Genomic DNA, 14,484 nt, shown 5'->3' on the forward strand with positions numbered 1-14,484 from the left:
GCAGGACATAATCACAGCCATGAAGGACACGGGGCTCGTCGTGATTTTCGGCGGGCGCAGCGAGATCGGTCTCGAGATCGCCACGCGATTGGCGCCCGCCAGGACGGTGGTGCTGGCCGCCCGGCGGTCGGCCACCCTGACCGCCGAGGCCGATGCGGTGCGGGCGGCGGGGGCGGCGCAGGTGCACACCGTCGAGTTCGATGCCGACGATCTCGGCTCGCATTCCGACCTCGTCGCATCGTTGGTCGCCGAGCACGGGCCCATCGACGTGGCGGTGCTGGCTTTCGGCATCCTCGGCGATCAACGCCGCGCCGAAAGCGATTCCGCGCACGCGGTGCAGATCGCCCATACCGATTACGTCGCCCAGGTCGGTCTGTTGACCGAACTCGCCACCGCCATGCGCGCGGCCGGTGCGGGGACCATCCTGACCTTTTCCTCGATCGCCGGTGTCCGGGTGCGTCGCGCGAACTACGTCTACGGTTCGGCCAAGGCCGGGCTGGACGGCTTCTGCTCCGGCCTGGCGCAGGCATTGCGCGGTTCGGGAGTCAGGCTGCTGGTCATCCGTCCAGGGTTCGTCATCGGCCGGATGACCGAGGGGATGGCACCGGCACCGTTCTCCAGCACCCCGGCGCAGGTCGCCGATGTCGCGGTCCGCGCGCTGGCCGGCCGGCGCGCGCGGGTCTGGGTGCCCTGGCAGGTGGGCGGTATCGCGGCGGTGTTCCGCCTACTTCCCGGCCCGATCTGGCGGAGGCTGCCACGATGAGCGCGCGCATCGTGGTGGTCGGCATCGGTGCCGATGGGATGGCCGGGCTCTCGCCCGCATCGACGGCCGAGCTGCGCAGCGCCACAGTCGTTTACGGCTCCGTGCGGCAGCTCGACATGCTCGATTCGAGCATCGGCGCCCAACGCAGACAGTGGCCCTCACCCCTGTTGGACGCGTTGCCCACGATGTTCGACGGTCCGGGCACCGTGCACGTGATCGCCTCGGGCGACCCGATGCTGCACGGCATCGGGGCGACGTTGATCCGGGTGTTCGGCACCGATGCCGTCCGAGTTCTGCCCCACGTGTCGTCGGTGACGCTGGCCTGCGCCCGGCTCGGCTGGCCTGTGCACGAGACCGAGGTGATCAGTCTGGTCACCGCGGACCCGGTGACCGCGGTCCGCCGGGGTGGCCAGGCGGTGGTGCTCAGCCGCGACGCAGGCACACCCGCCACGCTGGCCCGGCTGTTGACCGAATCCGGCCGCGGCGACTCCGAATTCACCGTGCTGGAAAATCTCGGCGGCGCGGACGAACGCATCACCCGGAGTACGGCGGGCACCTTCTGCGCGCGGGTCGGCGACCTCAATGTGATCGCCGTGCGTTATCTGCCCGATGTGCGGCGCGCACACGCGCTGCCCGACGAATCGTTCGCCCATGATGGGCAGATCACCAAGCAGTCCATCCGGGCGGTCACGCTGGCCACGCTCGGGCCGCGGCCCGGTGAGCTGCTCTGGGATGTGGGATCGGGATCGGGGAGCGTCGCGGTCGAATGGTGCCGCAGCGCGCCGGGATGCCGGGCGGTGTCCTTCGAACGTGATGCCGACCGACGCAACCGGATCGCGATGAACGCCGGCGCATTCGGGGTGCGGATCGACGTGCGGTCCGCGGCTCCGGAGCCCTTCGGTGACGTGGCACCCCCGGCGGCGGTCTTCGTCGGTGGCGGCGTGACACAGCCAGGACTCATCGAGGCGTGTGTCGACCGATTACCGCGCCAGGGCAGGCTGGTGGTCAATGCCGTCACGGTGGAGTCCGAAGCCGCGCTGGCACAGTGGTACGCACAGAAGGGTGGCGAGTTGCGACGTTTTCAGCACTATCAGGGCGGGCCGGTGGGCGGGTTCACCGCATGGCGCCCGGTCCTGCCGGTCACCCAGTGGGCGTGGGTGAAACCGTGACCGTGTACTTCATCGGGGCCGGCCCAGGGGCGGCCGACCTGATCACTGTGCGCGGGCAGCGGCTGCTCGGCCGGAGCCCGGTATGCCTGTACGCCGGCTCGATCATGCCGCCGGACCTGTTGGCGTTGTGTCCCGCGGGTGCGCGGGTGATCGACACCGGGCCGTTGACGCTGGATCAGATCATCGACGAGATCGCCGCCGCCGACGGTGCGGGCCACGATGTGGCCCGGCTGCATTCGGGCGATCCGTCGCTGTACTCCGCCATGGCCGAACAGTGCCGCAGGCTGGATGCACTCGGCATCGGCTACGAGGTCGTGCCGGGGGTGCCCGCGTTCGCCGCCGCCGCCGCGGCGCTCGGGCGGGAGTTGACGGTGCCCGGGGTGGCGCAGACGGTCACCTTGAGTCGGGTCGCCACGCTGTCGACCGCCATGCCCGAGGGTGAGTCGCTGGCCGCGTTGTCGGCGCCCGGTGCCACCCTGGTGCTCCATCTGGCCGCCGCCCAGGCCGAGACCATCGTCACCGAGCTCACCGGACCCGGCGCCGGGTACACCGCCGAAACGCCATGTGCGGTGGTGGCGTACGCCAGCTGGCCGGCCGAGCAGGTGGTGCGCTGCGCGCTCGGCGAGCTGGCCGAGCAGTTGCGTGCGGCAGGCATCACCAAGACCGCGGTGATCATCGTCGGAGATGTCCTCGGTGCGCAGGGGTTCACCGACAGCTACCTGTACTCGACGGGGCGGCGGCGGGGGAGTCGGCACTAGTGCGGGTTCTGTTGCTCGGTGGGACCGGGGAGGCCAGGGACCTGGCTGCGCGACTGCATCCCGGGATCACGGTCATCAGCTCGTTGGCCGGCCGGGTGCCCGACCCCGCGTTGCCGGTGGGCGAGGTGCGCATCGGCGGATTCGGCGGCGCGGACGGATTGGCCGACTGGCTGACCGCCAACGCCATCACCGCCGTCGTGGACGCCACCCATCCGTTCGCCGCCACCATCACCGCGAATGCCGCGCGCGCCGCGGCACGGGTGGGTGTGCCGCATGTGGTTCTGGCCCGCCCGGCGTGGCCGCACGGTGACGCCATCGTGGTGCCGACCGACACCGCGGCGGCGCAGACGGTGTCCTCGCACGGATACCGGCGGGTGTTCCTGACCACCGGACGGTCGGGGACCGCAGCCTTCCGCGGTGTCGACGCGTGGTTCCTGATCCGCGCGGTCACCCCGCCCGAACCCGAACTGCTTCCAGACCGGCACCGGCTGGTGCTCTCGCGTGGGCCCTACCATCTCGCCGACGAACTGAAGCTGTTGCGCGAGAACGGGATCGATGCGCTGGTCACCAAGAACAGCGGCGGTGCGATGACGCAGGCCAAACTCGATGCCGCCGGGCAGGCGGGAGTGCCGGTGATCATGGTCGACCGCCCGGCCCTGCCCGACGGGGTGGCCAGTGTGCACACCGTCGACGCGGCGGTCGAGTGGGTGCGGAGCCGGCGCTAGATCAGCTCCAGGGTGTCCAGTTCGCGGATGGCGCGGCAGGACCGTTGGGCCATGGCCAACATCATCTCGTCGCCGCGGTCGGTGGTCGTCGCGAAGGCGACCCCGAACGCGATGATCAGCGGTGCCTGCAGCATGCCCAGACGGTAATCACGCCAACAGGTTTCGACGTCGTACTCGGTCACCCCGAGCCCGGTCAGGGCGGCATGGTATTCGGCGACCAGATCCTGCTCGGAGGCCGCGCGCACCTCGGGGTCCAGGCTGGTTCCGGTGAAGTACGCCAGATCGCGGGCGGGCAGTCCCACCGCGAGGGTCTGCCAGTCGACGATCGTCACAGTCGAGCGGGCGGCATCGAAGAGCATGTTGTCCAGTCGGTAGTCGCCGTGCAACAGCCCGAACCTGTGCGGTTCGGTCAGCAGCCACGGCGTCACCATCGACAGCGCCGCCGCCATGGTGGCGCGATCATCGGCGGTCATCCGGTCCCCGAGCCGTTCCAGGGTGGCCTCGGCGGCCATCGTGGCGATATCGCCCATGCCCGCGGCCATCGCGTCGTCGGGCTTGGGCATCGGGATCCCCGGCAACCCCGTCAGCTCGGGATTGCACCAGGTCGGCGCGTGCAGGCCGGCCAGCGCGCGCACCCCCAGCGCGGCCTCGGCCGCACTGCAGCCGGCGATCTGGTCACCCTGTTCGGCCGGTGCCAGATCCGCCAGCAGGAGGACGAAATCGCCGCCGTCGGGGCTGATTTCGCAGTGGTAGTGGCGCGGGACCGGTACCCGTACCCGGTCGGCGATCCCGGTGTAGAACGCATGCTCGGACCGATAGCCCAGGGCCACCCGATCGCGGACGGCATCGTCCTGTGCGGACAACTTGACGGCAAAGGTGTCCGGCAGCTCGGCGGCATCGGCGGCATCGGCGTAGCCCAGTTGCACGCGGTAGGTCGCACCGGTCTGGCCCGTGCCGATCGGGGTGATGTCGACACTGTGGACGGGGGTGCCGAGCACACCGGTCAGCCAGTCCGCCGTCACGTCATCGGGAGTACGCGGGATCACCAGCGAAAACTAGACGTGATGCCAGGGGCTGTCAACGATGCTCGGCCGAGGTCAGCTCCGGGTAGGTGCGCGGGGTGAACACGATGTCACCGTGCACCCGGGTCTGCGAGGATCCGATGATCAGCAGACATCGCATGTCGACCTCATCGGGGTTCAACTCCCCGAGTGTCACCACCCGCACGTTTTCCTGCGGTCCGGCCACATCCCGTCCGATCACCACCGGCGTGTCGGGGGACCGGTGCTCGAGCAGCAGCTCCCGCATGGCGCCGACCTGCCATGTCCGCGTCTTCGACGCCGGGTTGTACACCGCGATGGCCAGATCGGCGGCGGCGGCCGCGCTGATCCGCTTGGCGATGATGTCCCACGGCTTGAGCCGGTCGGACAGCGAGATCACGGCATAGTCGTGTCCGAGCGGCGCACCGACGCGGCTGGCCACCGCGTTGGCCGCGGTCATCGCCGGGATCACCCGGACCGGGACGTCGGGCCAGTGCACGGCCTCCTCCAGGACCGCGGTGGCCATCGCGAAGACGCCGGGGTCTCCCGAGGACACCACCACCACCGAGCGGCCCTGGCTGGCGAGCTCACAGGCCAGCCGAGCCCGCGCGGGCTCGTCGGTGTTGTCGCTGGCGTGTCGGGTCTGTCCGGTGCGGACACCGACCCGGTCCAGATACGGGAAGTAACCGATCAGGTCGGTGGCCGCGGCCAGCTCGCGGCGCGCCTGCGGAGTGATCCAGTCCAGGTCGCCGGGACCGAGTCCCACCACCGCCACGCTGCCGCCGCGGCGCGCCACCGCTGCCTCGCCGGGGAGCATCACGATGGAGAAATAGGGCACCGAGTCCGCATCGACGTCGGCGGCGGCAAGCACCCGCTCCTGATCGGTGCTGGCCCGCTCCACGTAGAAAGCGCGATCGAGGCGGCCGGTTTCCGAGAGTGCCTGCCGCACTTCGGGATAAGACTTACCCAACTTCATGATCACCGCGGCGTCGGTATCGGCCAGTCGGCGGGCCAGCTCGGCGCCGGGCAGGGTTCCCGGCAGGATGGTCAGCACCTCGTCGCCCTGCACCAGCGGCATACCGTTGGCGGCCGAGGCCGCGCTGACCGAGGTGACACCGGGCACGATCACGGCACGGAACTGTTCGGTCAACCGGGTGTGCATGTGCATATAGGAGCTGTAGAACAGCGGATCGCCCTCGGCCAGCAGGGCGACATCGCGACCAGCGCGCAGATGGGCGGCGATGCGCTCGGCCGATTCGGCGTAGAAGTCCTCCATGGCGCCGTCGTAGCCACCGGGATGCTCGGTGGTCTCGGTGGTCACCGGATACACCAGGTGCTCTTCGATCTGCCCCGCACGCAGATAGGGCTCGGCGATCCGGCGGGCGATACTGCGGCCGTGCCTGGCGCTGTGATAGGCCACCACGTCCGCCTCGCCGATCACCCGGGCCGCCTTGACCGTCACCAGCTCGGGGTCACCGGGACCCAATCCCACACCGTAGAGCGTTCCTTGACTCATTCGCGTTCACTCGCAATCGCATTCACCGCTGCCGCCGCCATCGCACTCCCGCCACGACGGCCTGTCACCACCAAATAGTCCATCCCGCGCGGGCGGGCTATCAGCTCATCCTTGGACTGCGCGGACCCGACGAAGCCGACCGGTCCGCCGAGTACCGCCGCCGGGACGGCTGCGCCGTCGTCGAGAAGCTCGAGCAGGCGGAACAGGGCCGTCGGTGCGTTACCGATCGCGAGCACGGCGCCATCGAGGCGATCGGCCCAGATGTCCACGCCCGCGGCCGAGCGTGTGCTGCCCAGCCGCGCCGCCACCTCAGGAGCGCGGGGATCGGCGACCAGCGATATCACCTCGTTGTCGGCGGGCAGGCGAGACCGGGTGATACCGGCCGCCACCATCGACGAGTCGCACAGCACCGGCGCGCCCGCGGCGAGCGCCGCGCTCGCCCTGGCCACGACATCGGGGCTGAAGGCCACGTGATCGGTGACATCGGTCTGCCCGCAGGTGTGGATCAGGCGGACGACAACCCGGGCGACATCATCGGGAAAGCGCGCCAGATCGGCTTCGGCACGGATCGTCGCGAAGGACTCACGGTAGATCTCCGCGGCGTCGCGGATGTATTCGAGCACCCGCTCACCCTACGTGTGACGCGGTCGGTATCCGTCTGCGGAGGCAACCAACACCTGGGCGCCCGCCGGCGCACCGCATCCGCGCTCGCAGCCCACGAAGTGCCGATGGGCGCCCGACGGTGCAGCGGGACCGGAGTTGACCGCGGCGAGCGCATCTGCGCGGACATCGGTCCTGGAGCGCTCACAGCCGGGGCTACCTGCGCAGGCGCTGACGGTCAGCCACGGTGAGGCCTCGTCGAAGACCAGCCCCAGCGGCGCGAGCACCCGAAGCGCGGTGTCTGCGACCTCCTCCCGCAGATCGCAGACCAGAATCGAACGCCACGGCGTCACCACCAGCGGTGCGCTGATGGCCGCCACGAATTCCGCGGTGCGGGCGGGCAGCACGCCGAGGGGCACGACAGCCGCCAGCGTGACGCGTGGATCAGCCCCGGTCTGTTCGATCCAGCCCACCGGGCCGCGGGTGGTATCGCCGACGAGCAGTCGTTGCCCGGGCGGCACCGATACCTGATATCCAGCGGTCAACGCCGAGGGGTTGTCGAGTTCGGCCACCCGCCAACGCTTTCCGCGATCCCGCTGGAATCGCGAGGCGATCTCGATGACGGTGGGTATCGCGTTGCCGGGGGACAGTCGCACACCGGTGTCCGAACCGGCCAGCAACAGTGCGACACCATCGTCGGTGACCTGCAGGCCCACATCGGTGTGCAGTCCGCTGACATCGCCGCGGCCATCGTCGATGGAGAACCAGAACCGGCCGGGCAGCTGGGACAGTGCGGCATCGGCCTGTAACGCGGCGTCGAGTTCGCGGACCCACTCGCGCACATCGGCCAGCCCACCGGACCTGCCGGACAGGGGGGAGGAGACGATGTTGCGGACTCGCTCGTGCGTCGGCGCGGGCAACAGGCCGGCGCCGGCGATGGCATCGGCAACGCGCGCCGTGTCGGTGACCGCGCGGATCTGCATGCTGCCGCGCGACGTGAGCTCCAGCGCACCGTTACCGCATTCGATGGCCAGATGCGCGAGCGTCTCCAGCGCCGCGGCGTCGAGATAGCCGCCGGGCAGCCGCACCCGGACCAGGGCGCCGTCGGCGGCCTGATGCACCTGCAGGGCGCCGGGGCAGGCATCCTGATCGCGGGTTCGGCTCACCCGTCCACCGTACTGCCCGGCGCCCGATGCTCAGCTGGCCAGCGGAACGGGGGCGATCACCGCCGAGTACTTCCCGGCGTCACCGGCGATGACCCGGCTGGACGCGCCGTTGACGTCGACGGGCACATCCCCGGCCAGCGTGACCCGGCTCAGTCGGCGGAACTGGTCGTCATAGTCGGCGACCGCATAGTGTTGTGTCGCCCGGTTGTCCCAGATGGCCAGGTCGCCGGGAGCCCAGTTCCACCGGACGGTGTTCTCCAACTTGGTGATTCGTGCCTGCAGCAGATCGAATAGGGCGGCCGACTCCGTCGCGCCCAGCCCGACCAGTCGCTTGACGAAGTGGCCGAGCAGCAGGACCCGCTCGCCGGTTTCCGGGTGCACGCGCACCACCGGGTGCTCGGTCTCGAAGTACTCGGACTCGAACTCGGCCCGGTGTTCGCGCACGGTATCGGCCAGCACCTCGTGCCGGTAGTCACCGGCCGGGTGGTCGGCGGTGTAGTCATAGCGGTTGGTGTGCACCGCCCAGAGGTTCTCGGCCAGTATTCGCAGCGGTCCCGGCAGCCCGGCGTAGGCGGTGGCCGTATTGGCCCAGACCGTGGTCCCGCCGTAGTCGGGCAGGGTGACGGCCCGCAGCAGCGAGGCCTTCGGGATGCGATCGACGAACGTCACGTCGGTGTGCCAGCTGTTGGCCTTGTCGTAGCGCGAGTCGATGGGCAGCACCCTGGTGCCCCGGGACAACACCGTCGGATGCGCTGCGGTGGTGGTACCCAACCGCTGCGCGAACGCCAGTTGGCCCTCGTCGTCGAGATGGTGCTGGCCGCGGAAGAAGATCACCTTGTGCTCCAGCAGCGCGGTGTTGATGGCCGTGAGGGTGACCGCGTCGAGGTCGTCGGCAAGGTGCACACCGTCCACACGGGCGCCGATGTGCGCGCCGAGCTTGAGGACACGTAGCGGGCGCTGCGGGAGCGATGGGTCGGAAAGTGTCATAGGAGTATTGGGCCAGCTCGACCCAGCGCTGCCCACGGTTTTGCCGATGGCGATCAAAAGGCCGATATGCGCAGCTCAGGGACCCGTAGCCGAGATGATTGTGTGGTGGGTCACATCAAGATCGACGCTGTCGGCTCACGCACAGATCGCACTTTTGCCATTGCCGCGGGGTTACGTTCTCGGTACCAACTGGTACCAGCCGGTACCCCTACCGAAAGGAGGCGACACATGGCGTCATTGATTGCCATCGGACTGGGCGTTGCCCTCGTCGTCGCCGCCATCGCAACTCCCTACCGGGGCTCCTGGTACGCCCGCTGGGGCGGCTGAGAGAGTACCGGGGGAGGAAACACCGGGCGCGCCCCACGCCGGGGGTGCGGTGGGGCAGGATTGAGCGGGTGCCGACCGTACTGCTGCTCTCCACGTCCGATACCGACCTGATCACCGCGCGGGCCAGCGGAGTCCGGTACCGCTGGGCCAACCCCTCCCGGCTGCTGCAGGATGAACTCGACCGGGAGCTGGCCGAGCTGCTGGCGGGCGTCGACATCGTCGTGGTGCGAATCCTCGGCGGCTACCGCGCCTGGCAGGACGGCATCGATGTGCTGGTCGCCAGCGGCGTGCCGACCGTGGTGCTCTCCGGCGAACAGGCACCCGATGCCGAGCTCATGCGATATTCGACGGTGCCGGCGGGGGTCGCACTGGAGGCGCATGTCTACCTGGCGCAGGGCGGGGTCGAGAATCTGCGCGGGCTGCACGCCTTCCTGTCCGACACACTGATGATGACGGGCCAGGGGTTCGACCCACCCGTGCAGATCCCGACCTGGGGCGTCCTGGAACGCACCGGGGCGGCGCGGCCCGACGCTCCCACCGTTGCCGTGCTGTACTACCGGGCCCAGCACCTGGCGGGCAACACCGGCTATATCGATGCACTGTGTGCGGCCATCGAGACGGCCGGCGGCCGGGCGTTGCCGGTGTACTGCGCTTCCCTGCGCACCGCCGAGGCCGATCTGCTGGAACTGCTCGGCACCGCCGACACGCTGATCACCACGGTGCTCGCCGCAGGTGGTGCGACCCCGGCGACCGTCACCGCCGGCGGCGCCGATGACGGCTGGAACGTGGCCCACCTGGCGGCGCTGGACGTCCCGATCCTGCAGGGACTGTGCCTGACGAGCTCGCGTGCCACCTGGTCGGCCAACGACGACGGACTCTCGCCGCTCGATGTCGCGACCCAGGTGGCCGTGCCCGAATTCGACGGGCGCATCATCACCGTGCCGTTCTCGTTCAAGGAGATCGATGACGAGGGCCTGATCACCTACAACGCCGATCCCGAACGGTGCGCCCGGGTGGCAGGCCTTGCCGTGCGCCACGCCCGCCTGCGCCGCATCCCCGCCGCGGAGAAACAGGTCGCCCTGGTCTTCTCGGCCTATCCGACCAAACACGCCAGGATCGGCAACGCCGTGGGGCTGGACACTCCGGCCAGTGCGATCGCGCTGCTGCGTGCGCTGCGTGAACACGGCGTCGACATCGGCGAGGTGCCCGGCGTCGACGCCGGAGATGGTGACGCCCTGATCCACGCGCTGATCGAACGGGGTGGCCAGGACCCCGACTGGCTCACCGAAGAGACGCTGGCGCTCAACCCCATCCGGGTCAGCGCGGCCGAGTACCGGCGTTGGTTTGCGACCCTGCCCAGCGAACTCGCCGACCCCATGGTCGAGCACTGGGGTCCGCCGCCGGGCGAACTGTTCGTCGACCGCACCCACAACCCGGACGGCGATATCGTCATCGCGGCCATGCGCTCGGGCAATGTGGTGATCCTGGTTCAGCCGCCGCGCGGGTTCGGCGAGAACCCGGTGGCGATCTACCATGACCCCGACCTGCCGCCGAGCCACCACTACCTGGCCGCCTACCGCTGGCTCGACGGCCAATTCTCTACCGGACCCTCGTCATTCAAGGCCGATGTGGTCATCCACCTCGGCAAGCACGGCAACCTCGAATGGCTTCCCGGTAAGACGCTGGGGATGAGCAGCGCATGCGGGACCGACGCGGCGCTCGGCGATCTGCCGCTGGTCTACCCGTTCCTGGTCAACGACCCGGGCGAGGGCACCCAGGCCAAGCGGCGGGCGCATGCGACCCTGGTCGACCATCTGATCCCGCCGATGGCGCGCGCCGAAACCTACGGAGATATCGCGCGTCTGGAACAGCTGCTCGACGAGCATTCCAACGTTTCCGCGCTGGACCCGGCCAAGCTGCCTGCCATCCGCCAGCAGATCTGGACCCTGATGCGCGCGGCGAAGATGGATCACGACCTGGGCCTGGAGGATCGGCCCGACGAGGACTCCTTCGACGACATGCTGCTGCACGTCGACGGCTGGTTGTGCGAGATCAAGGACGTCCAGATTCGCGACGGCCTGCACATCCTGGGTCTCGCCCCGGAGGGGGACTCCGAACTGGACCTGGTGTTGGCGATCCTGCGGGCCCGCCAGTTGTTCGGTGGTGAGCAGACCGTGCCCGGCCTGCGCCAGGCACTCGGGCTCGCCGAGGATGGCGCCGACGAACGCCACGCCGTCGATGCCGCCGAGGACGCGGCGCGGCAGTTGGTCGCCGGGCTGCAGAAGACCGGGTGGGATGCCGGCGCCGTCGACGAGCTGACCGACGACCCGGTGGTGGCCCAGATCCTGCGGTTCGCGGCCACCGAGGTGGTACCGCGGTTGCGCGCCACCTCCGGTGAGATCGACGCGGTGCTCAGGGCGATCGACGGCCATTACATCCCGGCGGGACCCTCGGGATCCCCGCTGCGCGGCCTGGTGAACGTGCTGCCCACCGGGCGCAACTTCTACTCGGTCGATCCCAAGGCCGTGCCGTCTCGGCTTGCCTGGGAAACCGGTGTGGCGCTGGCCGATTCACTGGTGGAGCGGTACCGCACCGACCACGGCGAGTGGCCGAAGTCGGTCGGGCTCTCGGTGTGGGGCACCTCGGCCATGCGGACCTCCGGTGACGATATCGCCGAGGTGCTCGCGCTGCTCGGCGTCCGGCCGATCTGGGACGACGCATCACGGCGCGTCGTCGATCTGGAGGTCATCACACCGGCGGAGCTCGGCAGGCCCCGCATCGATGTGACGGTGCGCATCTCGGGATTCTTCCGCGACGCCTTCCCGCATGTGGTGACGATGCTCGACGACGCGGTGGCTCTGGTGGCCGCGCTCGACGAGGACCCGCAGGACAATTACGTGCGCGCCCACGCGCTGGCCGACCTGGCCGAGCACGGTGACCAACGGCGCAGCACGACAAGGATTTTCGGATCCAAGCCGGGAACCTACGGGGCGGGCCTGTTGCAGCTGATCGACAGCCGCAATTGGCGCGACGATGCCGATCTCGCCGAGGTGTACACCGCCTGGGGCGGATTCGCCTACGGCCGCGGCCTCGACGGCGCCCCGGCGTCGGAGGACATGAACCGCGCCTACCGACGGATCGTGGTGGCGGCCAAGAACACCGACACCCGCGAACACGATATCGCCGACTCCGATGACTACTTCCAGTACCACGGCGGCATGATCGCCACCGTACGGTCGCTCACCGGCAAGGACCCGGCGGCCTATATCGGCGACAACACCCGGCCCGACGCCGTGCGCACCCGCACGCTCTCCGAGGAGACCACCCGCGTGTTCCGCGCGCGTGTGGTCAATCCGCGCTGGATCAACGCGATGCGCAGGCATGGTTACAAGGGCGCGTTCGAGATGGCGGCGACCGTCGATTACCTGTTCGGCTACGACGCGACCGCGCATGTGATGTCGGACTGGATGTACGAGCAGCTCAGCCAGACCTACGTGCTGGACGCCGAGAACCGGAAGTTCATGAACGAGTCCAACCCGTGGGCACTGCACGGGATGGCGGAACGCCTGCTGGAGGCGGCGGGCCGGGGCATGTGGGCCCAGCCCGAGACGGCGACCCTCGACGGACTCAAGCAGGTGCTGCTGGAGACCGAGGGTGAGCTGGAAGGCTGAGCGGGCCGACGTCGGGCGGCGCAATCCATACCGCGCACTAGGATTGCGCACATGGCTCTCACCTTCGCCGATGTCGCCAAGGCCGACTATGTGCTGCTGACCACCTTCACCAAGGACGGACGGGGAAAGCCGACCGCGGTCTGGGCGGTGCCCGACGGGGATCGACTGCTGGTGGTGACCCAGGCAGGTTCGTGGAAGGTCAAGCGGATCCGCAACACCCCGCGGGTGACGGTGGCCGTCTGCGACCGTCGTGGCAATCCGAAGAGTGAACCGGTCGAGGCGGTGGCGGCCATCCTGGACGAGGCGGCACTGCGCCGCACCTATGACGGGATCGGGCGGCGCTACGGCATCGTCGGCAAGCTTTTCGGGCTGTTCTCCAAACTCCGTGGCGGGATGAAGAACAATGTCGCGCTGGAGTTGCGCGCGGCCGACTCCTGATGACCTCGAATTATCCGACGGGCACGTCGAAGTCCGCCCGGCACAAGGACATCGGCAGGCTCGTGTTGCGATGTCCGGATCGGGCCGGAATCGTCGCCGCGGTCTCGACCTTTCTCACCGAGGCCGGCGCGAACATCATCTCCCTCGACCAGCATTCCACCGAGGCCGAGGGTGGCACCTTCCTGCAGCGCACCGTGTTCCACCTTCCGGGACTCGCCGCTGCCCGGCCGGAACTGGAGGCCCGGTTCGCCGAGCGGATCGCACCCGAGTTCGATATCGATCACCGGTTCACCGATGCCGCCACCCCCAAGCGGGTGGCCATCTTCGCTTCGACGGCCGACCACTGCCTGCTCGACCTGCTCTGGCGCAATCGTCGCGGTGAACTCGACATGTCGGTGGTCATGGTCATCGCCAATCACCCCGACCTGGCCGACCAGGTGCGCCCGTTCGGGGTGCCCTTCGTCTACATCCCCGCGACGCGTGACACGCGCGCCGAGGCCGAGGCCCGGCAGCTGGAACTGCTCAAGGGCAACGTCGACCTCGTTGTGCTGGCGCGCTATATGCAGATCGTCACGCCCGGGTTCCTGAATCAGATCGGCTGCCCGCTGATCAACATCCACCACTCGTTCCTGCCGGCGTTCATCGGCGCCAACACCTATCGACGGGCCAAGGAGCGCGGTGTGAAATTGGTCGGCGCCACCGCCCACTACGTGACCGAGGACCTCGACGAAGGCCCCATCATCGAGCAGGACGTGGTGCGCGTCGACCACACCCACACCGTCGAGGACCTGGTACGCCTCGGGGCAGATGTCGAGCGCGCGGTGTTGTCCAGGGCGGTGCTGTGGCATTGCCAGGACCGGGTCGTCCGCCACCACGGTGAGACCGTCATCTTCTGAGAATCCGACGTCCCGCCGTGGTGAACTGTTGCCATGGCTCCGACATTCGATGATGTCTACCGCGAGAAATACCTGCTGCTGACCACGTTCACCAAGGACGGCAGGCCCAAGCCCACGCCGGTGTGGGGTGTGCCGCACGAGGGCAAGCTGTTGATCAGCACCGATGACGGATCGTGGAAGACCAAGCGGATCAAGAACACGCCGCGGGTGACCATCCAGAAATGCGGAGTCCTCGGCAAGGTCAAGGGTGAGCCCGTCGAGGCCGTCGCCCGAAACCTCCCGAAATCCGAGACCCGCAGGGTGTTCGACATGGTGACCCGGCGGTACTGGTGGCACGCCTGGTGGTGGATTCCGCAGGCGCTGATCCGCGGCGGGGTGGACAAGGTGCACGCCGCCATCGAGGTCAGCCCGGTGGTCTAGCGTCGCGG

At 69.1% G+C, this 14,484-nt stretch carries 13 protein-coding genes; 8 read left to right on the forward strand and 5 right to left on the reverse strand.

From position 1 onward, the window contains the following. The first annotated feature begins 19 nt into the window (after window positions 1-19). The 4 genes from dprE2 to FBY28_RS00170 are packed head-to-tail and all read left to right on the forward strand — an operon-like array spanning window position 20 to window position 3,415. Window positions 20-763, forward strand: a complete 744-nt coding sequence (dprE2, locus tag FBY28_RS00155) for a decaprenylphospho-beta-D-erythro-pentofuranosid-2-ulose 2-reductase (protein WP_141863431.1) — start codon at window positions 20-22, stop codon at window positions 761-763. Next, a complete protein-coding gene (gene cbiE / locus FBY28_RS00160; protein ID WP_141863432.1) occupies window positions 760-1,932 on the forward strand; it encodes a precorrin-6y C5,15-methyltransferase (decarboxylating) subunit CbiE in 1,173 nt (390 codons plus the stop codon). The genes dprE2 and cbiE overlap by 4 nt, the downstream gene beginning before the upstream one ends. Beyond that, entirely contained in the window at window positions 1,917-2,690 is a 774-nt protein-coding gene (gene cobM, locus FBY28_RS00165) for a precorrin-4 C(11)-methyltransferase (protein ID WP_286177574.1), read from the forward strand. The genes cbiE and cobM overlap by 16 nt, the downstream gene beginning before the upstream one ends. After that, on the forward strand, window positions 2,690-3,415 hold the full coding sequence (locus tag FBY28_RS00170) for a cobalt-precorrin-6A reductase (RefSeq protein WP_141863433.1): 726 nt from the start codon (window positions 2,690-2,692) through the stop codon (window positions 3,413-3,415). Before cobM ends, FBY28_RS00170 begins: the two co-directional genes overlap by 1 nt. Here the strand turns inward: FBY28_RS00170 and FBY28_RS00175 are convergent. From FBY28_RS00175 to FBY28_RS00195, 5 genes are read right to left on the reverse strand one after another with little or no spacing between them, the layout of a single operon-like run. Beyond that, window positions 3,412-4,461 carry a phosphotransferase family protein gene (locus FBY28_RS00175; protein ID WP_141863434.1) on the reverse strand — a complete coding sequence of 350 codons (1,050 nt, stop codon included), beginning with the start codon at window positions 4,459-4,461 and terminating at the stop codon, window positions 3,412-3,414. The two genes, FBY28_RS00170 and FBY28_RS00175, sit on opposite strands and share 4 nt — an antisense overlap. A gap of 31 nt (window positions 4,462-4,492) precedes the next feature. Continuing rightward, entirely contained in the window at window positions 4,493-5,971 is a 1,479-nt protein-coding gene (locus tag FBY28_RS00180) for a precorrin-2 C(20)-methyltransferase (RefSeq protein ID WP_141863435.1), read from the reverse strand. Then, complete coding sequence (locus FBY28_RS00185) at window positions 5,968-6,594, reverse strand: precorrin-8X methylmutase (protein WP_030135479.1); 627 nt, start codon at window positions 6,592-6,594, stop codon at window positions 5,968-5,970. The genes FBY28_RS00180 and FBY28_RS00185 overlap by 4 nt, the downstream gene beginning before the upstream one ends. Window positions 6,595-6,603: 9 nt before the next feature. Then, the gene (gene cobG, locus FBY28_RS00190) at window positions 6,604-7,737 is read right to left on the reverse strand and encodes a precorrin-3B synthase (RefSeq protein ID WP_141863436.1); all 1,134 of its coding nucleotides are present in this window, start codon (window positions 7,735-7,737) and stop codon (window positions 6,604-6,606) included. A 30-nt stretch (window positions 7,738-7,767) separates the two neighbouring features. Next, the gene (locus FBY28_RS00195) at window positions 7,768-8,724 is read right to left on the reverse strand and encodes a TauD/TfdA dioxygenase family protein (protein WP_141863437.1); all 957 of its coding nucleotides are present in this window, start codon (window positions 8,722-8,724) and stop codon (window positions 7,768-7,770) included. Between the two features lie 395 nt (window positions 8,725-9,119). Between FBY28_RS00195 and cobN the strand changes: the two genes are divergently transcribed. Genes cobN through FBY28_RS00215 form a run of 4 tightly spaced genes read left to right on the forward strand, consistent with a single transcriptional unit; the run spans window position 9,120 to window position 14,476 of the window. Next, the gene (gene cobN, locus FBY28_RS00200) at window positions 9,120-12,722 is read left to right on the forward strand and encodes a cobaltochelatase subunit CobN (protein ID WP_174241505.1); all 3,603 of its coding nucleotides are present in this window, start codon (window positions 9,120-9,122) and stop codon (window positions 12,720-12,722) included. Window positions 12,723-12,773: 51 nt separating this feature from the next. After that, window positions 12,774-13,160: a PPOX class F420-dependent oxidoreductase gene (locus tag FBY28_RS00205; protein WP_141863439.1), complete on the forward strand. Its 387-nt coding sequence runs from the start codon at window positions 12,774-12,776 to the stop codon at window positions 13,158-13,160. Then, window positions 13,160-14,056: a formyltetrahydrofolate deformylase gene (purU, locus tag FBY28_RS00210; protein ID WP_019512953.1), complete on the forward strand. Its 897-nt coding sequence runs from the start codon at window positions 13,160-13,162 to the stop codon at window positions 14,054-14,056. The genes FBY28_RS00205 and purU overlap by 1 nt, the downstream gene beginning before the upstream one ends. Before the next feature lie 33 nt (window positions 14,057-14,089). Continuing rightward, complete coding sequence (locus FBY28_RS00215; RefSeq protein WP_141863440.1) at window positions 14,090-14,476, forward strand: PPOX class F420-dependent oxidoreductase; 387 nt, start codon at window positions 14,090-14,092, stop codon at window positions 14,474-14,476. Window positions 14,477-14,484 lie beyond the last annotated feature (8 nt).

The organism is Arthrobacter sp. SLBN-53, assembly GCF_006715585.1.
GTDB lineage: Bacteria > Actinomycetota > Actinomycetes > Mycobacteriales > Mycobacteriaceae > Mycobacterium > Mycobacterium neoaurum_A.

Bases quoted from the DNA above. Each gene is read 5' to 3' on its own strand.
- dprE2 (WP_141863431.1), top strand. From the start codon at position 20: ATGAAGGACACGGGGCTCGTCGTGATTTTCGGCGGGCGCAGCGAGATC.
- cbiE (WP_141863432.1), top strand. From the start codon at position 760: ATGAGCGCGCGCATCGTGGTGGTCGGCATCGGTGCCGATGGGATGGCC.
- FBY28_RS00180 (WP_141863435.1), bottom strand. From the start codon at position 5,971: ATGAGTCAAGGAACGCTCTACGGTGTGGGATTGGGTCCCGGTGACCCC.
- FBY28_RS00195 (WP_141863437.1), bottom strand. From the start codon at position 8,724: ATGACACTTTCCGACCCATCGCTCCCGCAGCGCCCGCTACGTGTCCTC.
- FBY28_RS00205 (WP_141863439.1), top strand. From the start codon at position 12,774: ATGGCTCTCACCTTCGCCGATGTCGCCAAGGCCGACTATGTGCTGCTG.
- purU (WP_019512953.1), top strand. From the start codon at position 13,160: ATGACCTCGAATTATCCGACGGGCACGTCGAAGTCCGCCCGGCACAAG.
- FBY28_RS00215 (WP_141863440.1), top strand. From the start codon at position 14,090: ATGGCTCCGACATTCGATGATGTCTACCGCGAGAAATACCTGCTGCTG.